Origin of the sequence: Levilactobacillus tujiorum (genome assembly GCF_012641185.1) — a bacterium.
Lineage (GTDB): Bacteria > Bacillota > Bacilli > Lactobacillales > Lactobacillaceae > Levilactobacillus > Levilactobacillus tujiorum.
Map to the genome: position 1 here is coordinate 76594 of NZ_JAAXLK010000008.1, position 22679 is coordinate 99272.

22 protein-coding genes are annotated in these 22679 nt (G+C 48.4%); 5 read left to right on the plus strand and 17 right to left on the minus strand.

What is annotated here, in order from left to right; genetic code table 11:
* Positions 1-785: 785 nt before the first annotated feature.
* From HF569_RS05455 to HF569_RS05490, 8 genes are all read right to left on the minus strand, one after another.
* Complete coding sequence (locus HF569_RS05455; RefSeq protein WP_168901616.1) at positions 786-1655, minus strand: hypothetical protein; 870 nt, start codon at positions 1653-1655, stop codon at positions 786-788.
* An 11-nt stretch (positions 1656-1666) separates the two neighbouring features.
* Positions 1667-2536 carry a zinc metalloprotease gene (locus tag HF569_RS05460; RefSeq protein WP_168901617.1) on the minus strand — a complete coding sequence of 290 codons (870 nt, stop codon included), beginning with the start codon at positions 2534-2536 and terminating at the stop codon, positions 1667-1669.
* Between the two features lie 73 nt (positions 2537-2609).
* A complete protein-coding gene (locus tag HF569_RS05465; protein WP_168901618.1) occupies positions 2610-4142 on the minus strand; it encodes a glycosyltransferase family 4 protein in 1533 nt (510 codons plus the stop codon).
* A gap of 17 nt (positions 4143-4159) precedes the next feature.
* Entirely contained in the window at positions 4160-5686 is a 1527-nt protein-coding gene (gene asp1 / locus HF569_RS05470; protein WP_168901619.1) for an accessory Sec system glycosyltransferase Asp1, read from the minus strand.
* Between the two features lie 147 nt (positions 5687-5833).
* The gene (locus HF569_RS05475; protein ID WP_168901620.1) at positions 5834-7345 is read right to left on the minus strand and encodes a glycosyltransferase; all 1512 of its coding nucleotides are present in this window, start codon (positions 7343-7345) and stop codon (positions 5834-5836) included.
* A 277-nt stretch (positions 7346-7622) separates the two neighbouring features.
* On the minus strand, positions 7623-8543 hold the full coding sequence (locus HF569_RS05480) for an RluA family pseudouridine synthase (protein WP_168901621.1): 921 nt from the start codon (positions 8541-8543) through the stop codon (positions 7623-7625).
* Positions 8540-9343: an NAD kinase gene (locus HF569_RS05485; protein ID WP_168849298.1), complete on the minus strand. Its 804-nt coding sequence runs from the start codon at positions 9341-9343 to the stop codon at positions 8540-8542. Before HF569_RS05485 ends, HF569_RS05480 begins: the two co-directional genes overlap by 4 nt.
* Before the next feature lie 4 nt (positions 9344-9347).
* Entirely contained in the window at positions 9348-10007 is a 660-nt protein-coding gene (locus tag HF569_RS05490) for a GTP pyrophosphokinase (protein WP_168849297.1), read from the minus strand.
* Positions 10008-10319: 312 nt separating this feature from the next.
* Between HF569_RS05490 and HF569_RS05495 the strand changes: the two genes are divergently transcribed.
* Together HF569_RS05495 and HF569_RS05500 are read left to right on the plus strand one after the other, a co-directional pair.
* Positions 10320-10970 (plus strand): DsbA family protein, encoded by a 651-nt coding sequence (locus HF569_RS05495; protein WP_168901622.1) that lies wholly within the window; start codon positions 10320-10322, stop codon positions 10968-10970.
* A gap of 125 nt (positions 10971-11095) precedes the next feature.
* Positions 11096-11962 carry a DegV family protein gene (locus HF569_RS05500; protein WP_168901623.1) on the plus strand — a complete coding sequence of 289 codons (867 nt, stop codon included), beginning with the start codon at positions 11096-11098 and terminating at the stop codon, positions 11960-11962.
* Positions 11963-12022: 60 nt separating this feature from the next.
* Here HF569_RS05500 and pepF read toward each other — a convergent pair whose 3' ends face one another.
* The 6 genes from pepF to HF569_RS05530 form a co-directional block, all read right to left on the minus strand.
* Positions 12023-13834 (minus strand): oligoendopeptidase F, encoded by a 1812-nt coding sequence (gene pepF, locus HF569_RS05505; protein WP_211089639.1) that lies wholly within the window; start codon positions 13832-13834, stop codon positions 12023-12025.
* Positions 13835-13918: 84 nt separating this feature from the next.
* Positions 13919-14989, minus strand: coding sequence for a competence protein CoiA (locus HF569_RS05510; RefSeq protein WP_168901624.1), 1071 nt, complete (start codon positions 14987-14989; stop codon positions 13919-13921).
* Between the two features lie 138 nt (positions 14990-15127).
* Positions 15128-15775, minus strand: coding sequence for a tRNA (guanosine(46)-N7)-methyltransferase TrmB (trmB, locus tag HF569_RS05515; RefSeq protein WP_168901625.1), 648 nt, complete (start codon positions 15773-15775; stop codon positions 15128-15130).
* Positions 15776-15835: 60 nt separating this feature from the next.
* Complete coding sequence (locus tag HF569_RS05520; protein ID WP_168849292.1) at positions 15836-16627, minus strand: phosphotransferase; 792 nt, start codon at positions 16625-16627, stop codon at positions 15836-15838.
* A 58-nt stretch (positions 16628-16685) separates the two neighbouring features.
* Entirely contained in the window at positions 16686-17912 is a 1227-nt protein-coding gene (locus tag HF569_RS05525) for an ABC transporter permease (RefSeq protein ID WP_168901626.1), read from the minus strand.
* The gene (locus HF569_RS05530) at positions 17909-18643 is read right to left on the minus strand and encodes an ABC transporter ATP-binding protein (RefSeq protein WP_168849290.1); all 735 of its coding nucleotides are present in this window, start codon (positions 18641-18643) and stop codon (positions 17909-17911) included. Before HF569_RS05530 ends, HF569_RS05525 begins: the two co-directional genes overlap by 4 nt.
* 198 nt (positions 18644-18841) lie before the next feature.
* Between HF569_RS05530 and HF569_RS05535 the strand changes: the two genes are divergently transcribed.
* The 3 genes from HF569_RS05535 (at position 18842) to HF569_RS05545 (ending at position 20653) form a co-directional block, all read left to right on the plus strand.
* The gene (locus HF569_RS05535; protein WP_211089641.1) at positions 18842-19300 is read left to right on the plus strand and encodes an HIT family protein; all 459 of its coding nucleotides are present in this window, start codon (positions 18842-18844) and stop codon (positions 19298-19300) included.
* Positions 19301-19302: 2 nt separating this feature from the next.
* Positions 19303-19623, plus strand: coding sequence for a hypothetical protein (locus HF569_RS05540; RefSeq protein WP_168901627.1), 321 nt, complete (start codon positions 19303-19305; stop codon positions 19621-19623).
* 112 nt (positions 19624-19735) lie between these two features.
* Complete coding sequence (locus tag HF569_RS05545) at positions 19736-20653, plus strand: peptidylprolyl isomerase PrsA (RefSeq protein WP_168901628.1); 918 nt, start codon at positions 19736-19738, stop codon at positions 20651-20653.
* Positions 20654-20777: 124 nt separating this feature from the next.
* Here HF569_RS05545 and HF569_RS05550 read toward each other — a convergent pair whose 3' ends face one another.
* From HF569_RS05550 to HF569_RS05560, 3 genes are all read right to left on the minus strand, one after another.
* On the minus strand, positions 20778-21206 hold the full coding sequence (locus HF569_RS05550) for a hypothetical protein (RefSeq protein WP_168901629.1): 429 nt from the start codon (positions 21204-21206) through the stop codon (positions 20778-20780).
* Positions 21207-21413, minus strand: coding sequence for a helix-turn-helix transcriptional regulator (locus HF569_RS05555; RefSeq protein ID WP_168901630.1), 207 nt, complete (start codon positions 21411-21413; stop codon positions 21207-21209).
* 270 nt (positions 21414-21683) lie between these two features.
* Positions 21684-22670 carry a 3'-5' exoribonuclease YhaM family protein gene (locus HF569_RS05560; RefSeq protein WP_168901631.1) on the minus strand — a complete coding sequence of 329 codons (987 nt, stop codon included), beginning with the start codon at positions 22668-22670 and terminating at the stop codon, positions 21684-21686.
* Positions 22671-22679 lie beyond the last annotated feature (9 nt).

The following is a 22679-nucleotide window of genomic DNA, read 5'->3' on the forward strand; positions in this document are numbered from 1 at the left end:
TAATGAAGAGTCGTCCGTATAAACGTATACCCCTATAAACGAGCCCTTCAACACTGCTCATTCTATCATAATTTCAGTATACATACTATTTTAAAGATAACTTTATTATTGGTCTATCTGAGAAAACGGTAAAAAATTGGTTTTCCCTAATTTATTATCAGTTAGCTTTAATTTTTAGTACAACTGATTAACTAGACATTTGCCGTTATTATAAAAGTTTTTAAACTACACACGTCAGTTTACCATTGCCTATATACCAGCATTTGTATATGTATATCCCATTCTTTAATTTTGCTTACAAATTCATGCAGGTCCGATACCATTAACAGTTCGTGCTTAGTTAGTTTATTTTTTTACGACCATTTATTATATTTCGATTAAAAAATACGTACAGTTAGAGATCTACATCGTTTTGTCCACGTTTATATTGCCCACTAAAATGCAAGTAAAGCGTCTTCAAAAACACCTATTTTTTGCAAAAAATCTGATTGAGTTTGACTATTTTACTCACATATCAGTAATAATGTAACATTAGTTTTTCAGGGGTTTAAATTGATATTTGGGGTGCCCAAAAGAATTTGGCAGCAGCAACTGTTGCTACATCACGTTTTCTTGGATAATGTTTCATTTTTCATTTTTTGTAACCATCGTTCAGACACCGCAAAACTTCCCCTAGGTCACGCCTTCTGAACGCCTAATTTCTGATCAGTTAATACATCAAGTAAACAAAGAAGGACCTGGAAAAGATCCCAGGCCCTTCTAGCTTATTCTATTAAACATCGATCTTACTTGACGGTTAGCCGCCCGGCATTATACATCACAACAGGCTGCTGGTTAGTCAATACTTTCGTGGCCAAACGCCGAGGATGCTGCCAACTGATCCCGGCTAACGCTACAGCCGCTGCATCCATCCGCGTGCTGTGAATCCCCTTTTGATTGGCGGGCAAGCGATTAGGGCCACTCTCCCAGACGCCCATGACCTCTGAGGTAATATAACCAACGGATGCCGCATTCTCACCCAGCTTGCCACCACCCAGGGTAGGAATCCCCAGTGCGTGACCGATTTCACGAATGAGGATCGCCTCGCGATTATTCAAGTCCTCACGCGCACTAAACCCTTTCGTCTGCCAATTGGCTGGGAAGAACTGGATACCAGTCCCATTATATTGTTGACCGCCAACCGCCTTATCCTTGGTCTTGCCATCGTGAATGACCTCATCACTAGCCTTGGCCGAATCGACAACTTGGACAATTCGATAGCCCGCCACCTGATTCCAAAACGCTGCGGCATCTTTAACCATCGCTGGCCGCATCATTTTAGATTCACTGTACAGTTGTAGCACGCCATCACTTCCCATAAAGTTCCGGATATTTTTTTCCGACTGACGATACACATAATGTGTCGCAACGGCATCTAATCCCGTATTTCCCGTGTATTGGGTGCCATGCGTCAGCTTGGTCAGCTGTGCTAATTGTCCCTGCGAGAAGAGTTTACGATTCACTAAGCCATCGGTCGTGCTAGACGGCTTAGTTCGCTGATAGTAGCGACTGTTGCCATACATCAGAATATGCAGCCGGTTCATCCCAGCAAAGACACCAGCGATCACCAATGCTAGTCCGACTAGCAAACCCAAACGTCTCCAAAATTTTGCCATGCAAGTCCCCCCTAAGGAATAGTCGACGTGATGCGACCATGATTATAAATCACCGCGCGGGTAGGCGACGTCAGCACCCAACTGGCAAGACGTCGTGGCTTTTGCCAGCTGGCACCAGCTAGGGCCAACGCTGCCGCATCAACCGCTGTACTGCGCACCCCATACTCATTTTGCGCTGGTGTATGGGCGCCACCAACCGCCCAGGGACCCATGAAATCCGTGATCGCAATTCCCGCGTTAGCTGCGTTGCTTCCCAATAGGCCCCCGCCTAAATGCGGAATGCCCAACGCATGACCGATCTCATGAATTAACGCCGCTTCTTTCCAATTCTGTTGATTCTTAGCCGAAAGATGTGAGATCTGCCAATTGGCTGGATAAAATTTAATCCCTTGACCATTGTAGGTCTGACCGCCTAGAACATGCTGACTATGCTGACCGTCGTGAATCACCTCATCACTTTGATATTGCTTATTAACGATAACGACAATCTGTTTACCAGCCAGCTTATTCCAATATTCTGCCGCGTCACGTACCATCGCTGGCGTCATAAACGTTGACTTACTGTACAGCTTTAAAACGCCATCTGCCCCCACAATATTGGGAAGGTTATGGCCATTTAACTGGTAAACATGTTGCGTGGCCGCCGTATCCAAACTCGTATTCCCATTGTAACGACTCCCGTGCGTCAGTACCGTTAATTGCCGCAACTCTGACTGAGAATAAATCGACCGGTCAATTTTACCGCGGCGATCTGCTTTAGTTCGTTGGTAATACTGTTGATTAGGACCCTTAATAACATAATTGGTCACACGATACCCCAGGAACCCAATCAAAATAACCGCTAGAATCGCCGCCAGCCAGATGCCCCCTGTCCGATGCATATCAAATCCCCCCTAAAGAAAAGCCGCCTAAACTAAATAGTCTTCGGCGGCCTCATTTCATCAAAAACTGCTGTTAGCCAGCAATCTTAGCTGATGTTAAACTTTCAAAATAATCCAGTAACTTTTGCCACTGCGCGAAAACAGCATCTTCGGAATAGCGCTTAGCATTTTCATAGGCTGCTTCACTATATTGCTGTAACAGTTGGCGATCACCCAACAACTTAATTAACGCATCGGCCAATTGCTGTGGCTGTCCATTTTCGGTTAAGATCCCCGTTTGACCATCCTGAATGATGTCGCTTGGACCATACTTAACATCGTTAGCCACCATTGGTACACCGTGCGACTGCGCCTCCAGCAACGTGAGTGAAAATCCTTCGGCCCGACTAGGCAATACCCCAATCTGGGCGCGATCATAGACGGCACCGATATCGTGGGTGTACCCTTTAAAGCTCACCACATCTGTCAGTCCAGCATCAACTACCTGCTGCTTGAACTTTTTCTCGATATCGCCATTGGCATAGCCCCACAGTTCCAAACGGGCGTCGGGGAACTTCTGATGGACTTGCGCAAAGGCCTCAATCGAGTGGTTCTGTTGCTTTTCTGGTGCCAACCGCGCCACGTGAACAATTAAGTCCTTTTGCCGCTGATCGAAATTCTGGTGTTTGGCTGCAATCTCTTCATCCGTGACGTACCCCACCGGAATCGTGAAGGCCGGAATAGCTGTGCCAAACCGATCCGTCACATCCTGAGACTGTTCTGGTGTGGCCGAAATGACCGCATCCCACTGGTCCCAGTTGTTCAACGCATTAGTGTAGTTGTTGTTAAGGGGCGAGTGGAGCATGTCGCTGGGATCGCTGACGTGATCATTGTGTAAATGCAAGACTTTAAAGGCCGGCGTCGCCATATGGAACAGGGCCCAGTCACACTCCACAGTCCGATCACAGATGAAGACGTTGTCGGCAGTCTGCTGATTTAACTCGTCATAAAAGAAGCGGGTCAGCTCATTCATACCGGTAAAGACCCAATCGCTATGTTTATAATTAAACACGCGCCAAGACAGACATTCCTTGCCTGCTCGATTCAGATAATGGTTCTTCTCAATGTGTGCTTGACCATCCGGTCCAAAGTATTGTTCCTGGGTAATCTTGCCTTCCCAATCGAAGAATTGCTCCAGACTCTTGAAACCCCGAACATCCCACCAAACCATCTTGATGGTCCGCCCGTTTACATCAAAGTATTGGACGTTACTAATCTCATCGCTATCCTTGCGGAAGTAAACGATCATAATCATCTTGCCCTGCGCGAAGACCTGTAGCTGATTATCTTTTCGGGTAGTCGTGGTGTTTGCCGGCAATGAGAATTCATTCAGCGTAAACGGTTGACCGCTCACGTCACCACTATTACAGAAGAACTCAAACAAGTTCACAAAGTTTTGCCGTGGAATCTTCGCCTGTTTGAGCACGTTGGTCAATTCCATCGAAAAGACCCGGGTCACAATTTTAGCAGGGACTTGGTGCTTGTTAAATAGCCGCAGCCGATTAATCTCAGCCTGTTCAATCCCAGATTTTGAATATTGCATATTATCGTTTAAGAAATAATACATACTGCCACCATCCCTCTCTAAACTGTCACGTTAGTTTTAAGTTCTTTTTGCCAGCGATTCCAAATCTTCCGCCGCGTCCATTGCGTGTGTGCAGCGACGTAGGCGGCATCGCTGAACGCCGCCAATTGGGCATCATCCGTAAACAAGGCGACAATCTTTTCCGCCATCGCCAAAGTCTGGCCGGGATCAATTAGGTAACCGTCTTTGCCGTCCGTAATCAAATCAGCTGGGCCGTAGTTGAACTTGTAACTCACAACTGGAATCCCATGAATTAACGCTTCCATCATGGCTAACGGACTACCATCCGCCAACGACGTGTTAATCAGAACTTGGTAGTGGTCATAAGCGTCCTGTAAATCCGGTACGTAGTCTTTAAATACCACACTATCCGCTAACTTCAAGCTATCAGCCAACTTCTTCATCTCGGTAACGTACTTAGGGTCACCATACCCATACAAAGTAAAGGTGGCATCGGGAACCCGATCCTTCACGAGTGCAAAGAGCCGGAGTTGCTGATCAATCTGCTTGTCTTGACCAATTCGGCCAACGTAAAGCAAGCTGTGCGACCGTCGCTGACTGGGGGCTACCTTTTCCGTCTGTTCCTTAGTCAGTGGCACCGTGGTAACTGCTGGCACGGCAAAAATTCTAGCTTTAGGGAAGCGCGTCGTTAAATGATCTGCTTGTTGCTGCGTCGCGGTAATAAACCCATCGAAGTGGCTAAAGTGCTCAAAGGCCGGTTCCAGAAAGCCATCGAGGTTGGCGTGCACCGGATCATTGGGATCAACAGCGTGGTTAATCGGAATGTAGAGATACTTACGGGACGCATCGTTCAAGGCCAGCAACGGTTTGACCCCGGTTCCCGGACGATCGACAATAAACGTGGTCGTATCAGTATCCCGATTGCTCAATTCGTTCAGGAAGAAGGTGAAGAGGTCGTCCGTATTCTGGAAGAAACGATCGCCCTCGCCACGATAATCTTTCAAAATGATCCGTGATAGCAGTGGCTTACCTTCCGTGTCTTGTGCATAATATTCTTCCAAGGCAATCCGACCGGTCGGCGTATAGTACCGCTGCAAAATTAACTGGCCATTCTGACCAAAGTATTGCGTCGCGGACTTAAATCCCCGCCAATCCCACAGATCGGTGCCAATCCGATTACCTTGTGGATCAAAGAACTCTTGATAGAAGACACGACCGATAGTTCCGGGAATAAAGCCCACGTTTTCTACCAGGCGATCACCGTTGGCAACGCCACTAAAATTGGCGCCCACCGTAATCTCATACTCAATTGGAATATTCAGATCTTCCGTCTTCACTTTAACAGCCGGCAGATCCGTGGCCTCTTGGAAGTAATCAAACATGTTGACGACCTGACCATCGGTTACCCCAAAGTCCGTAATGGTCCGATGCAACAAACGATCGTAGATTTTCGTTACGATTTTAGCTGGTGCCTTATAGTGATTGAACAATTTCACCCGGTTCATCGCCGTGTGCTCAACACTTGAGTTCTTCTGTAGAATATATTCGTTAATAAAATAATACACAGCGCAGCACTCCCATTCCTCTTGTGTTTAATCAATTACTCTCTTTATGTAGGTGATCACCCCTACACCGGGCAATCACGCATCAATGCCTTTAATTATACCTAATTTCTTTTATAATTAAAACTAATTGCCCCTCGAAAGAAAAAATCATTCTGATGGATTATTCAAACTTTGAACCAAGTTTTCCCACTTTTGCATCGTTTTGATTGGTGAATACGCTTGAATTAAGCGTTGGGCATTTCCCATGAATGTGTATTGCAAATTCACATCTGACAAGTATTCGCGGATCTTCTGGTAGAGTTGTTCCTGATCATTTGCTGGCACTAAGAAACCATTTTCACCGTCATGAATCATTTCGTTAGGCCCGTAGCGAATGTCATAGCCAATGACTGGAACGCCATAGCTCAGCTCCTCAACCGTTGACAGTGAGAAGCCTTCCTCTACGCTCGTCATCAGTGCTAAAGAGGCCTTCTGATACTCATGGGTCAGGTCCTTTTGGAAGCCGCGTAGAAAGACGTGGTCCCCTAAATGATGGTCATCAATATACTGTTGTAGCTGTTTTTGTATCTTTTGCCCAAATCCCAGCATGTGTAACTGAATTTTAGGAAATTCGGGAATCAGGCGCTCAACTGCTCTGACTTGATGCAACAATTGCTTTTCCGGTGAGTATCGGGCCACACTGATAATGCGATACGGGTCGCGCCGCACCACGTCTACCGGATGTGGTGTCGCAAACCCCACGGGAATCGCGGTAATCGGTGGCAAATTCTGATAACGGGCCAACAGGTCAACGCGTTGCTGTTCCGTCGAGACGATAATCCCGTTGAACCGTTCCGGATGCGCCAAGATAAAGTCATAAATACCATGCTTGAGCTCACCCGTCACAATATCTTGTCCCGCACGGACGTGGGTACTGTGAAAGACTGGGCAAATCTTAATGTCCGGCCGCGTTTTGACCAGTGACGGTGCCATTTGACCATTGCGATCAGTAAAGAAGATATCTCCCGGCCGGGCCAGTTCATTGAAAAAGAACGTCCGGAGTTCCTCTTCATCCTTGAAGTAGTAGTCTCGTTGTTGGTACTGTTTCAACGTCACTTCACGCAGGACCGTTTTCCCGTCAACTTCTTCAAATTGTTTAATCATCTTCACTTGTTGATCCGGACTGTAATAGAGTTCGGTATTCGTCGCACCCTTGTCGACTAGTAGACTCGTTCGGCTAAGGAACCCCCGGCTGTCATACACATCACGGCGAATCTTATTGTGATGCTGGTCAAAATAGTTGATGTAATCGACGTGCGTGTAGTCCTTATCCAAAAAATGCGCATACATCAAAAATAGCCCGTCCGCATTATCAACCCGTACATCCCTGGTGTCCGGCACATCCCGTAACTGATAGTGACAGGTTGCTTGCCAATAGTGACGCCAATCAAAGCCACCTGGATCTGCATATTTACGGCTCTCCTGAAAGTAATCGTACATCGAAAAGCCCACACTCTGATAGCCAAACTTCTTCAGGTGTTCATGCAGCCGTGACCCATAGGACAGGTAAAGTAACGTAGCAGGCATTCCTGCCGTTTGAAACAATTGCATGCGGTTAAATTGGGCTTTTTCAATGCCCGTAACCGCAGACCCCAAACTAGTATCGACAAAATAATTCACGACATCCTCACCCCTTTGTGCAAAATCGTACTTCCTCAATTCCCTTAATGATGAAAGCACTTGCATTTTTCTATACTTTTAATTTAAGCCAAAACAGGCGATCAAGCAACTAATCCAACTTCAAAATAGGCCTCACCAGATCCCTGTTAGGTGGGCTTACAAACCAGATAGGCCTTGATCGCCGTCGTAACCATCAACCGGCCACTTTTGACTAAGTCCATCCGCTATGCCAAAAAGGCCTGAGCAGTTTAGCCCAGACCTTGTGAGTTTCTAACTTTTATGACTGCTTCATCCCCAGCGACGAGAGCCCCTCGTGAGCGATCACCGTCGCCATATCCGCTGGTAAGGGCGCATAACACGTCACCCACCGCTGTTGAAACGGTTGATAAAAAGATAACCGGGCGCAGTGCAACGCCTGCCGATGAATCCATGGATTGGTCTGCGTACCGTAGAGCCAATCCCCTAGCAGCGGATGACCAATCGCTTCACAATGCACGCGAATCTGGTGAGTTCGCCCCGTGTGTAACTTGACTGCCAACAGACTGGCCGTTTTAGACTGGGTAACCACTCGCAACGTCGTCTGGGCCTGGCGCCCATCCGGCCGCACCATCCGTTTGATAAATGAGTCGGGCGCCCGTCCAATGGGCGCATCAACGGTCTGCAAACGCGGCGTCACCCGTCCCGCAGCCACTGCCACGTAACGTTTATCCAACTGTCCCAGCTTCAACTGCTTATCCAAAATCGAATGCGCAAAGTGATGTTTGGCAAAGAGCACTGCCCCACTGGTCTCCCGATCAAGCCTTGTCACAATATGCGTGACCGTACTGGGCGCCGCGATCGTGGTCAAATGTCCTTTGACACGATTAGCCAGGGTATCGTCGGCATATAGATGCGACGGAACCGACGCCATGCCCGCGGGCTTATTCACCACTAGAAAGTGTGGATCTTCGTACAGGATCTCAAGCGGCGCAAACGAGGTGCTGACGTGATCATTAGCGGGCTCTGGTGGTAGCTGTAGGCCCACGACCTGCCCAGGCTGGGCCATCGCAATCACGCGAACTTCAACGCCATCGAGCGTCACCACGCCACCGTGAAATTTAACTTGTTTTAGAAAGGTCCGCGTGACGCCGTGATCCATCAGAACCGTCCGGACATGCATGGGACTCGACCCTTCAACGCGCCAAGCAAATGACGTCATCCGTTCTCCCTCCCGATGAAGGAAGACTCCACGCGCTGCCAGAAATGCGTGTGCCGATACTCCGCAAAAGAGATGCGCTGCTGGGCAATCTGATATGTAATTGCCTTGATGGGCCGTCCCTCAATGCTGAGCTGATCGCACATGAGCACGTTATTCGCCGAACTAGCCGGCTCAACGCGAATCCATTCGTCTGCCGGGATAATCAATGGTGACCCCAACGTTCTGAAGACCAAGTTATTTATTGACGCAATCTCCGCCATCTGAATCGCATCGAATTGAGGACTTAACACCGCTCCACCCACGGCTTTATTGTAAGCCGTTGAGCCAGTAGGTGTTGAAATACACAGACCATCGCCCCGAAAACTTTCGAAGAATTCACCTTTGATGTACACGTCGGCCACCATAGTGCCGGATACCTTCTTAATTGTGGATTCATTCAAGGCCAAGGCCCGATCCGGATGCGTACCGTCCGCATACTCCACTTTAATCGTCAGTAACGGATAGCTGACACTCTGACCGTTATCCTCGACTAGACTGTCGATCAGCTCTTGGACCTCATAATCACGCCAGTCCGTGTAGAATCCCAAGTGACCCGTATGAATCCCAACAAATCGAACCCGGTCTAATCGGTCGTTATAGTGATGAAAGGCCGACAGTAATGTCCCATCGCCGCCAACCGTAATCACAATATCCGGGTCCAGACTGTCGAGGACGATCCCCGCCGCCGTCAGACCCTTCTTTAAGGCCGTCGCCACTTTAGTTGAAGCTTGGCCGTTATTACCATAAATGGAAACCTTCATTACGTCAATCTTCCTTACTTTGCGGTGAGTTTGGTGCATCGCCACCCGCGCCATTCTTAGGCGTATAGTGCTGCGCCTCCTGAATCTCTTCTCTGATTTCAGACATTTCCGTATCGAGCTTAAACGCTGCCTCAGCTGCCCGCTGTAGCCGCGCCCGTAGCTCGGTTGGAAAATCACCTTGATACTTGTAGTTTAATGAATGCTCAATCGTGGCCCAGAAATTCATTGCCAAGGTTCGTACCTGAATCTCCGCTAAAATCTTCTTTTCACCCGTGACTAATTGTACCGGATACTCCACCACGATATGGTAAGACCGGTAGCCACTCGGCTTTTCGTTATGAATATAATCACGTTCCTCAAGAATCGTGAGGTCGGTTCGTTGTCGCAAGAGATCGACGACTTGGTAAATATCCTCAACAAATTGGCACATAATCCGTAGACCAGCAATGTCTTGCATATCTTGTTCCAAGCGTTCCTCCGCCACGTGCCGCCGCGTCATCTTTTCGACGATGCTAGGCACTGGCTTGACCCGCCCCGTGACGAACTCAATCGGCGGCCGTTGATTACGATTCTCAAATTGTTTGCGAATACCGCGGAGCTTAACTTTCAACTCACTCACGGCCTGTTGATAGGGCAATAAAAATTGATCCCAGTTTGCTATCATGACGACTATCCCCCAACCTTAATACACAGCTTACCTATGAATTTTACCATAACTTGGCCGTAATCGAGACTAATTACTTCTTAACTGCGGCGAAATTCGAAAGTTGCCCCCCGTTTCAATTTCACGAGGCGTTTAGCTTTACCTCTCTGCAAAAATGTTGCATGATTAGGTTGCGTTTTAAACGAACGGAGCTACCAGCAAACAGATGTTTGGATTGCTATTTTTTGAAATTTTGCTAAAGTAGTGCTATTGTTACTTTTTGTTTGGTGACCCTTGCTGATTACCAACAGGATAGATATAGGAGGAAGCAATGTGTTAGAAGTCTATTTGTTCGTCAACCCACTGGGCGCGCGCTGTATGCGTTCAGAACAGAACATTATGCGGTTGGCAGACCATTTAAATAGCAAGGTGTCGTTTCAATTCGTCCCGCTGCTAAATCAACAAATTATCGAACAGGCGCTGCCTAAGCACCATAGCTTGGCGCAACGCAACGCTTACTTCAACGTTTACTACCAAGCTATTCTGGCTTACAAGGCAGCGCTCTTCCAGGGTAAACGTAAGGGACGGGATTTCTTACTCGACATGCAGACGGCCGTGGTTAATCACCACCAAAAGTTCTCACAAGATCTGGCGGTAGAAGTTGCCAAGGATTGTCACTTAGACCTCGACATGTTTACCGAAGATTGCACGTCTGACTTGGCGAAACAAGCCTTTCAGACTGACCAAAAAATGGCCGCCGAGATGAAGATCGAACAATCCTCATCCGCAGTAATCTTCAATTGTGACGTTTCTCAGTGTGGGTTACTGCTCAACGATGTCACCTATGATGCGCTCTGCGATGTTTGCGAAAGCCAAGGGGTTGCTACGCGAGAAATGTTAATGGGTGAACCTAATTACTCACCAAATAACCAACATAATTCAGCGGTTGCGGGTGCCTTTCCACCCCACTTACGCGTCTTATAATTCATTCAATCACGAGAACCCGGATGGCTGCCATTCGGGTTTTTTATTGTGGCTAATTCTGTCCTAAACCACCGCTGATGTGGTATGATTGACCCAACTATTTTTTGCCCAGAAAGGGAACGCTTATGACCACAGCTATTGTTACGGATACTGCCGCTTACCTCACCACCGATCAAATCGCTCAATACCCGATTACCGTCTTACCCATCACGGTTATTCTCGGTGGTCAACAGTATCCAGAGTCTGAACTAAGCCTACAAACTTTTTACAATTATCTGAAAACTGCTGACGAATTGCCCACCACTGCCCAAGTGTCTCTGGGACAGATTGAAGAGGCCTACGACACCCTTGCCAGTCAGGGTGTGGATGAAATCATCTCAATTCACTTGTCTAGCGGAATTACGTCTTTTATGAGCAATCTGCGGATGTTCTGCAAGACCTACACCAAGGCACGAATCTTTCCAGTCGACTCATTAGTTGCCAGTGTCGGTGAAGCCAATCTCTGCCTATTAGCTGGTAAGCTCATCGCTGCGGGTCAATCAGCCGCGGAGATTGTGCCCCAGCTGATCGCTCTGCGCGATACGCAACACGTCTACTTTGCGGTCGATAATCTCAGCCACCTGGCTCGCACTGGCCGCTTGACTAATCGGTCCGCCATGATCGGCAACCTGTTAAATATCAAGCCCCTGCTGACCTTCAATGAGGCCGGTCAAATCATCGCCATCGACAAGGAACGAACCATGCGCCGGGCCTTCAACTTTATGACGCGTCACCTGGCAGCCGACTTCCAACGAGTCGACTATCCGCTGCATGCGACCGTGATCGACGCCAATAATGAAGAAACTGCTCAGCGTTGGCAACAAGCCTTGCACGAACAGTTTCCAACCATTCGGGTCACACGCAGTACGTTAGGCCCAGCCATCAGTGTCCATACTGGCGAAAAAACCATGGGGATCTTCTGGCAACAGGATTGGCAATCCATTCCAGATTAACCCAAAAAGTGGTGTCATCACAGCATTTCAGCTGTCATGACACCACTTTTTTTAATCAAATCAGTTCTTTTTCAAGTCATGCGCCAATTGGCTAAATTCTGCTAGCCGATCATCAAACGTCTTGAATGCCGTCTCCAAGTAATCCGGCTTGGTCATATCCACGCCGGCCTTTTGCATAACCTCAATTGGTAGCGCGGAGCTCCCCGCTTTCAAGTAATTCAAGTATGCATCACGTTTAGTCGCATCACCACTGAGAATCCGTTGAGCTAAAGTCGTGGCCGCCGCAAAACCAGTGGAATACTGGTAAACATAGTAGTCGTAGTAGAAATGCGGAATGCGCGTCCACTCATCTGCGATCTGTGAATCTGAAATGACCCCATCCCCATAGTAGCGTTGGTTCAACTGACCATAGAACTTGCTCATGAAGTCCGCCGTTAGCGTTTCTCCCGCAGCGGCCTGTTGATGGATGTAATCCTCAAACTCCGCAAATTGGGTTTGCCGGTACACGGTTCCTTTGAACCCATCCAGATAATGATTTAGTACATAAGCTCTCACTTGCGGATCGGTCTGGGTCTTCAACAAGTAATCCGTCAATAGATTTTCGTTGGTCGTCGATGCAATCTCCGCAACGAAAATGGAATAGTCCCCATACTGGTAAGGTTGATTGGTCCGTGTGTAATGGCTGTGCATGCTGTGGCCCATTTCATGAACCAGCGTGAAGAGACTCTCCAAGCTATCTTGCCAATTCAACAGGATATACGGTTTAGTGTCGTACATCCCCCCTGAATAAGCACCAGTACGTTTCCCCTGATTTTCTACCACATCAATTGCCCGTTCGTCGAACATCTTCTGGACGTTGGCCACGTAATCCGGGCCCAAGACACTCAATGCTTTGAGCGCTTCTTGTTGCGCCTCTGGGTAAGTATACTTTAGGCTTGGTTCCCCGGTGATTGGCGTGTACAGATCATACATGTGCAGTTCTGGTAAGCCCAGAATTTCCTTACGCAGATTAACATAGTCGTGCAATGCATCCAAGTGATGGTTAACGGTCTTAACGAGGGTGTCATACACCACCGCTGGGACATTATTGCTACTCATCGCCGCTTCACGAGCACTCCCGTAGTGACGTACCTGTGCGTTAAAATTATGCGTTTTAACCTCACTGGCTAGGGTGCTGGCAAAAGTATGCCGGAACTGCTGATAAACGCTGTACAGGGCTTTAAATGCTTGCTCACGTACTTGCGGTTGCGTGGATTGCAGTAAGACCCCATACAATCCTTCAGATAACCGCACGTCATGACCCGATTCATCCTGAACAACTGGGAATTTCAAATCAGCGTCACTCAACACGCTGTACGTTTTGGCTGAAGCGCCAAAAATATCGCTCGCGCCTGCCAGTAACTTTTCCTCTGCGGGTGATAACGTATGGTCCCGTTGCTCACCTAAAACATCGAAAAAGTGCTGGTACTCAGTTAGCCGTGGTTCGGCGTCAATCAAGGCTTGCAGGACAACTTGGGGTAAGGCCAACACCTCCGGCTCATACCAAGACGTCGCTGAGGCAACCGTTGCCACTAAACTCTCCGCCTGACCAGATAAGTCTTGGGCATTCGCGTCACTCGTGTCCTGATCATTCTTAAGGGAGGCGTAGACGTACACTCGCTCTAACTGTCGATTTAAAGCAAAGATGGCTGCCGTCACTTCATACAGATCGGCCGCACTTTCGGCCAATTGATTTTGGTGGGTCGCCACCTCTTTAGCTTGGTCCTTAACCGCTGCTACCGCCTGCTTAAACGCCGCATCGCCGGGATAAATGGGGGTCAGATCCCAGGTCAATGCCTCTGGAACCGCCGTACGCTCGGGAATTTGTTTCATCTTCCTAATCCTCCTTTAATTTTACATATCCATAGTTTACCACTTATATTTCAAGGATTGGTGAATGAACCGGTATTTTTCTCATTATTTTCTAATTATCCCCCAGGTAGGCCACCGTTGAATTTGCCAGCCGTCATGTGCAACGCGTAGATACCCTTGTGCGGTCAACTCCAGCAACAATTCCCGTTGTGCGGTGATTACGGCTTGATCGCCCGTAAACCAGACGGCGTGACGGTGACCACCGACTGTCTCGAAGCTTTGTCGTCCCGCTCGCTCAACCATCTGCCTAGAAATCCACGTTACCGGGCCAGCAAACAGTTGTGAAATGACTAACGCTCGCCATAATAATAAACCCTGACCGAAGATTGGGAGAGTCGCTGTCTTAGTGGTCAAGCATGCCGGAACATCTAAAATATGGTGGCCGGCCGCATAGAGTCGTTCCTGAACAGCCAGTACGCCGGCGTTTTTTACCCGTAAATCACGGGCCAATCGCGAACGCCACCGTGAATAGTCCAGGCTCACCCTAGGCAGTGGCATTTGATTGCCCGCCTCTAACTGTGCTAGCCGTCGAATCCACGTCGTACGCCAATGATAGTTACCTAAGGCGTCTTGACAAATGTGGTGATCGATTCTCAATTGATGCCGCCGAACATCCCAGAATAACAGGGACAGTCCCCAGCCACGTAATCTGGTCGCAAACCGCTCGATTAAGGACCAACTTACGCCATATTGGCAGTAACGCTGGCCTAGAATCCAAAAGGGGTACGTTGCTTGCCGCCGGTACCCCCTCGTCCGGGCCAATACTTGCGCGGTAGTAATCGGACTACACTGAAATTCAATTGCTACCGGGGCTTTCTCCGGCCGTTGAATCCAGCAGTCAGCTCGTTGCGCAATCTCAGGTATAATGCGCTCCAAGGTAACGGGTCCCCACGATTGGAAAAAGAGACTCAACTGACGTTTCCCCTGAATATGCTGGCGCGTTTCACCCTCACTCACAACCGTACAACGCTGTTTCGCGCGATGGGCAAAATGGGGCTGAACCCGGGTGCCGTGACGTAAGTTGACAGGCTGATGGCAAGCTGGACAGACGTAGTGACGTGACCGCGCAGCGTATAACGCATCGATCAGCTGGCCCTCCGCCAAAGCAATTAGCATTTCAGTTCCCCCTCTTTACAGACTAACTCCGTAAAAGCAGCGGGATTATTTTTCTAAACGTAATCAAATTTTCAGAACGCAAAAAAAGTGCAGTCTGACTGCAAGTCAGCTACTGCACCCTCATCAATTCGAATAATCTTACTGTGCCGTTGGGAAGTGCGCGATCACTTGATAGATCGGTCCCTTGGCTGAAAACTTCTGTTCATACTCAGTTTGAACGTCTTCCACCCCGTCAGTTGCCGCGTGGAGGTCTAACCAGACGCCATCAAATACCAAGCCAAAGTTGTTCAAGCTCCCCAAGGAGTATTCGAACAGACCCCGGTTGTCCGTCTTGAATTGAATTTCACCTTTTGGCTGCAACACATCGGCATAGTGCGCTAGAAATACGGGTGAGGTCAAGCGACGTTTGGCATGGCGTGACTTAGGCCACGGATCGGAGAAGTTGAGGTACAAACCAGCCACTTCCCCCGCTGCGAAGAACGTGTTGACTGCCTCGCCATCCGTATGAACCAATTGAATATTGGTCAATTCGCTCGCTACAACCTTCTTCAAAGCCGCCGCGATCACAGAGAATTGAATCTCGATACCGATGAAGTTGCGATCGGGGTGGGCCTTGGCCATCTCCACGATAAATTGGCCCTTACCCGTTCCAATTTCAACATACAACGGTTGTTCCTTAGGAAAACGGCTCTGCCAGTTTCCCTTCAACGGTTCTGGTTCCTCAACTAATCGTTCTGGATGGTCGGCCACATAATCCTTGGCCCATGGTTTATTACGTACACGCACGCTACTTCCTCCTTTAAGCACAACGGCGGGCGCAAGGTCTTTCCTCGCTCCCGCCAATGGCTAATCCGTTACTGACGCTCTCGTCAGTTTTTCTAGTAAAATTAAATGTTGATTCATGATTTGGAACCGTTGTTGGTGATAACTATCGGCAATCACGCTCAGACAGTGAATCCGTGCGTACCAGTTAACCCGCGCGGTCAAGTCTGCCGTGATCTTCTCGCCGTAGTCTTGTAACCAACGTTGCCACTCCTCTAACGGAACATACTCGCAGAGCAAGGCCCCTAGGTCATAAGCGGGATCAGCAAAAGTAGCTGCATCCCAATCCACCAAATACAAGCGTTGCCGATCAGACAACAGCCAGTTCTTATGATTCAAATCACCATGACAAACTTCATAATGCGTCTTGGGCAGTTGTGGTTGCTCGCCTTGTAACGCAGCAAACGCTGATTGAATCAACGGATGACGTCGCAAATCAGCGGCTAAGGCCGGCTGCAAACGAGTTAACAACTGGGCGGGCGTGGTAAATCGTCCGCCGACTTTTAATAACATATCATGAAGGAGGTGAGAATGATGGACGCGATGGAGTAACCGCGCGACTCGCTGTTCACGCATTTCCTCGCGATGCAGCGTGCGGCCGTTCAGCCACTCCTGAGCTGTCATAACATCCCCACTGGCAAGCCGTTTAGTCCACACCAACCGCGGTGTGATGCCCTCCATCGAGAGCGCGGCAAGAAACGGTGACGCATTTTGTTTTAAGAACACTTTTTGTGACGCTTTTGTCCCCATATATGCCGTACCGGTATTACCGCCCAGCGGATACAAACTCCAGCCGTCACTGATATCCAGTGCCATGGTCACCCCTCCTCGATTTGTCAGCTATTATTAATTCTATTGGCAAACGCGAGCCACGTCAACCCCTATTTTCAATCGAACGGGTTAAGCGTTGCGGGGTGTAGATTCTGGCCAGGTACCACACTTCAACGACCTCGACCAGTAGGGTAACGCCAGCCGTTATCAGGTGTGGATTAGCGATGGCTACCACGATCCATAAGAGTAGTGCGGTGACGCTCAGGATCAGCGTCATCAGCGTCACGAAGCTGTGCATTCGCTGCGCTGGCAATATCGGATAGACATGGGTAAAGACCACACTATCATACTGCTGAAAGAATGGGAGCAATTGGAACCCAATCAAGTAGATGAACAAGGCCGCTAAGACTACCGGCAACCAGGCGCCGCGCACAAAGTACAGCAGGAGCATGCCAATCACGGTCAGTCGCACCACCAAGCCACTGAATTCGGTGCCCCGGGCCATCCCCCGACTAAACAAATAGAGGTACACGTGATCATGCCGCGGCTTAATCAGCTTGAAGAGGCCATCCAAATACCGCCGCCGTTTGACCGTTCCCGTCAGCATCGGCACTTCCGTAAACATGTTGAAGAACCGATAAATGCCCAGCATCCGGTTATCTTCAATCTTAATCTGCTCACGCCAGCGAATCTGCTGACTTTGCCAGTGCTGACTGAACCATGCCAGCACGACCGCATCAACAACGACTGCTAAGCCCAGTGCCACCAGCGGTAAGGTCCATAGCCCCACCGCCAAAACGACCAGGCTGAGTACCCACTTAAACTCCCAGCGGTTCATGCGCGTTTGCCCAGTCACCTGATAGGCACTGGCTAAATCCATCCGCAGTAACGTGTCCTTCAAAATTACCTGTGCGACACCTAATTCGATGATACTCAACACGGTCCAACCCATCGTGACACTGATAAACGGTGCTAACAGGAAGACCGCGACCAACTGTGTCGCCTGGGCCAATCCTTGACTGTAACACCGTGCCGCCACCAAGTACGCGTGCATTGCCCGTTCCTTGGGGAGCAAGAAGACCCGGTCGGCATCCTCAATTAAGGTCGCGAACCGGCCAATCTGGGCCACGATGGTCAACACGATTAAGACGACCACCGGCGCCCACCAAACACCTAATCGTAGGGTCTTCAACATATTTGAATAGCCATAGCCTAGCCCACCCAGTAAGAAGAGCAACGCAAACACGAAGAAATCGTTGAATACTAGCCGCAAATACTTCGCCATTTCCCGGAGATGGCGTTGCAGCCGCGTCTTAAATAAAGCCGTCATGCGCGATCAACCTTCGTCATCGACAAGTAAATATCGTTCAGTGATTCCCCCGCTTCCGGAAGAGCGGCTTGTAACTCGCTGAGCGTTCCTTCAGTCTTCACCTGACCGTCGTGTAGCAGCACGAACCGATCGCAATAGCGTTGCGCCGTGTCCAGTACGTGAGTCGACATCAGAATACTTGCACCCTTTTGCTTACGCTCTTCAATCAGATTCAGCAAATCATTAACGGCCAGGGGGTCTAAGCCCAAGAAAGGTTCATCAATAATAAACAGTTTAGCCTGCGTCAAGAAGGCACAGACAATCATAACCTTTTGCTTCATCCCCTTGGAGAAATTAGCCGGGAACCAGTCCAGCTTATTGTCCAGACGGAACGTCTTCAACAGCTCGTGAGCCGTTGCCCACGCCTGCTCGTGATCCAAGTCATAGGCCATCATGGTCACTTCCAGATGCTCACGCAGCGTTAATTCCTGATAGAGCACTGGTGTCTCTGGGATGTAGGCAATCTGTTGCTTATATGCCTGACTGTCTTGCTGGATCGTCACGCCATTTAACGTAATCGTTCCCTGATGCGGCGTCAACAATCCAATCACATGGTTGATTGTCGTGGACTTCCCCGCACCGTTGAGTCCAATCAATCCAACTAACTCGCCGTCCTTAACGTCAAAACTAATATCCTTTAAGACGGGAATCTGGGAGTATCCGCCCACCACGTGGCTAACTTCTAGTGCCATAAGCATTCCCTCGTTTCTTTCAAAATTTTATCTTTTACGGGTGGCTGGCCATCGCTACCGAGACCGCCACCTGACCAATCTTTCAGTCATAACTCAATTATTATACCATAGCTCCACTTAGTGAACGAACGATAGGGATGAATCCGGACCTATTGATGGTGTATAATAAACGAAATCGACACGAAAGAAGGAGATTTCATGGATAAAATGACACTCGAACCGCACTATGCAGACGACTGTGTCTTTTGCAAAATCTTAAAAGGTGACATTCCAAGCTACACCGTTTATGAGGACAACATCGTTAAAGCATTCTTAGATATCTCGCAGGGAACTCCCGGCCACACCCTAGTGATTCCTAAAACCCACGTTAAGGATATCTTCGCCTACGACAGCGATCTGGCAGCGGCGGTCTTCTCACGTATTCCTAAGATTGCGCGGGCCGTTCAAGCTTCTAATCCCGCTATCACGGGCATGAACATTGTCAATAACAACGGAAAAGTTGCCTACCAATCCGTCTTTCACTCCCACTTTCACCTCGTCCCCCGTTACACCGACGATGATGACTTCCAGATGATCTTTAAGGATAATTCTGGCAACTACTCATCAGCCGACTACGCTGCAATTCAAGCTAAGATTTCAGCTCAACTGGAGGGGTAATCATGGGTATTGGAAAGTTTTTAACCGGCGTCACCTTGGCGACCGGAGTTGGTTTGGCAGCCTACTTTACGTTGACTAAACAAGATCCCCGGACCTGGGCCAAGCACATTAGCCAGCAGGCGCAGACAACGGTCGACCAAGTCGATGACATCAAGGTCGCAAAGGATCGCCTCGCAGACAAGGCTCAGGCACTCAATACGGCCGTCACTGCGGCGACTCCCGTCATTGACGATATCCAGTCGCAAGTCGAAAAGTTTGCCTTTAAAGTGGCCCCCCGCGTCGACATCATCGAGGAGACGGTCTCTCGCTGGGACAACTTGTAATTTTGAACTTTTTGTAAAGCTTCTCGTACCTTTTTCGGTTTACGAATTTTTGTGTTATGATATCCAAGTATGGTGTTTACACCAATTTTGATGAATGGATGTGTTGAGTAATATGAAGAAATGGTTTATCGCCCTTGCTGGTTTGTTACTGACGGTAACGCTTGCTGGCTGTGGGAACCAAACCGTTGCCACTACTAGTGGTGGTAAGATCACCGAAAGTGCTTATTACAGCAGCCTGAAGGGAACTTCTTCTGGTAAGCAAGTTCTGCAACAGATGATCCTGAACAAAGTCTTGGAAAAACAATATGGTGACAAGGTTAAGAAGTCCGAAGTTACCAAGCAGTTTAACACTTACAAGGCCCAATACGGTTCATCATTCAAGAGCGTGCTTGCCCAAAGTGGTATGACGGAATCCGGTTTAAAGACTGAAATCCGTTCTAACTTACTCTTGAAGGAAGCTGTTAAGGACAACGTCAAGATTTCTGACGCACAATACAAGAAGCAATTCAAGAGCTACGAACCAGAAGTCACGGTTGCCCACATCTTAGTTTCTAAGAAGTCCACTGCTGAAAAAGTTATCAGTGAATTGAAGGACACCAAGAAGAGCGACATGACGAGTGAATTCACCAAGTTAGCTAAGAAGTACTCCACTGATACTGCTACCAAGAACAAGGGTGGTAAGTTGAGCGCCTTCGATAGCACCGATACTTCCCTGGACTCAACCTTCAAGAAGGCTGCCTTCAAGCTGAAGACTGGTGACTACACCGCTACGCCTGTTAAGACGCAATACGGTTACCATGTCATCTTGATGTTGAAGAACCCTGGTAAGGGTACGCTTAACCAACACAAGGCTGAACTCAAGAAGCAAATCATTGACAACGACATGAATGATTCTACGATCCTTCACAACGTGGTTGCCAAGGTCTTGAAGAAGGGTGACGTTTCCATCAAGGATAACGATTTGAAGAACATCTTGTCTGATTACTTATCATCAAGCAAGTCTTCCTCAGCTACCTCATCTTCTAAGTAATTGAGAATTAAAAAAACGTTAGTCAGCGATGACTAGCGTTTTTTTTTCGCAAAAATACCTCAGATTAGCAAAGAATGGCGCCGTTAAATTAGATCGAACTAGCCGCACTCTGGGTGCTAGCCGACTAGTCCCGGTCATACTTTTGCCAAAGATAGTAATATTGGCAATTGCTAGCGACCATAACCAGCAGTAGCAGTCCCAAAATGATGTTACCAAACGTCGTTACCGTTAGCTGCCAGTCTGGACTCTTCAAAACAAAAACCACCAGTATTAATAAGAACATCCCTTGGAGCAGTGTATTCATGCAGGCGTTATGGACGCGTAAGGCCACTGCCTTGTCGCGTTCATCATCGACAAAATAAAGACCGCTTATTTTCTTGATCCCCAACCGATTGAGGTACCACATGAGCCCTGCTAAATTTGCTGAGATAAGTAAGACGACCATCAAGTTCAACCAAACTGGCATGTCGACCCAAAATAAAATTCCCAAGATGACGAAAGTTAAATTATTATTCCAAAAAGTAAACCGAACAATTCGCTGTGCACGGGTCATTTAGCCCTCCCCCTTCGACTGGTACATAAATAACGTATCCACTGTGGTGTTTAAGATCTCTGCAAGTTTGAAAGCTAAAGTTAAGGATGGATCGTACTTATCATTCTCGATAGCATTAATGGTTTGCCGCGTCACATCGGCAAGCTCAGCAATTGCCGCTTGTGACAATTTCAACTGCTTACGCCGAACGGCAATACTATTGCGCATTATTTATCACCCTCTCAAAATGTCAAAAACTTTTGACACTTATAGTAAAACATGTTTGTCAGTAAATGTAAATAGTTTTTGACATTTTGCCCCGATGATCGCCATGCTCCCCACCTTAACAACGCACGTGGCGTCAAAACGAGCGGGTCTTCCATCCTGAATCGTCCCCACATCCCTGACAGCCGGAGCGTGGACAATTTAATCTAGTCACTCAAAAAGCGTGATCGCCCTCTCTTCAAGTAGCGATCACGCTTTTTAATTTTGACCTGCTTATTTTTCCTGAGGATCAGCCGGGGCTTGTGACGTATCCGTCGTTGGTCGGTAAAAGCGGCGGCCGTCCAACGCAAAGACCCGTTCTGAGAATTCACCCGGTTCGGTGTGTTCTACCACCGTATCCAGCATCATAATAGACGCGTCTAACTCATCCAATTGATGCAAGACATCCGCCTCCCGGAGCGCCGGCCGCACTGGCGATCCGTATTCCAACAGGCCGTGGTGACTCAAAATCATATGCCGCAGGAGCAAAACGTCCTCTGCTTGCGGGTCTAGCTTCAACGGCGTGCATGCTCGTACGAGTTCCCCATCAATCAATACAATGTGTCCGACTAAGTTTCCAGCCAACGTATAGGTGGTTGACTGTGGACCAGACAACTCGATGGTCTTTCCTAAATCATGGAGAATCGCACCAGCAAACAAGAGCGGCGCATTCAGATCCGGGTACTGTTTCGTTACGGCATGCGCTAACTTCAGAATTGAAATGGTATGAAACGCCAGCCCGCCTTTAAAGGCATGGTGATTACTCTTGGCCGCTGGAAAAGTGAAGAATTGATCCTGATACTCACTCAGCAACTTCCGAACTAACCGATTCCAAGTCGGCTGGGTAATCTCAAAAATCGTCTGATTGATGTAATCTTCCATTGCCGCCCGACTCATGGGTGCCTGTTCAATAAATAGCTCTGGATCAGCCGGTTCTCCCGGTTTAGCTAACCGCAAGTGGAAAATTTTAATCTGGGGATGGGTTTGATAATTTTCCCGTTTACCTTGAAGGTGCACGATCTTCCCTGCCACATAGTTAGTCACGTCTTCATCAGAAGCATCCCAATATTTTCCAGAGATTTCACCAGACCGATCCTCAAAAATCAAGGCGATATACTGCTTGCCATTCTTTGCTACCCGAACATCGGCAGACTTAAGAAGTACAAACAGATCAACTGCCTCATCCACCGCATAATCCATTAATTGTTTTGTCGCTGCCATGCTAGCCCT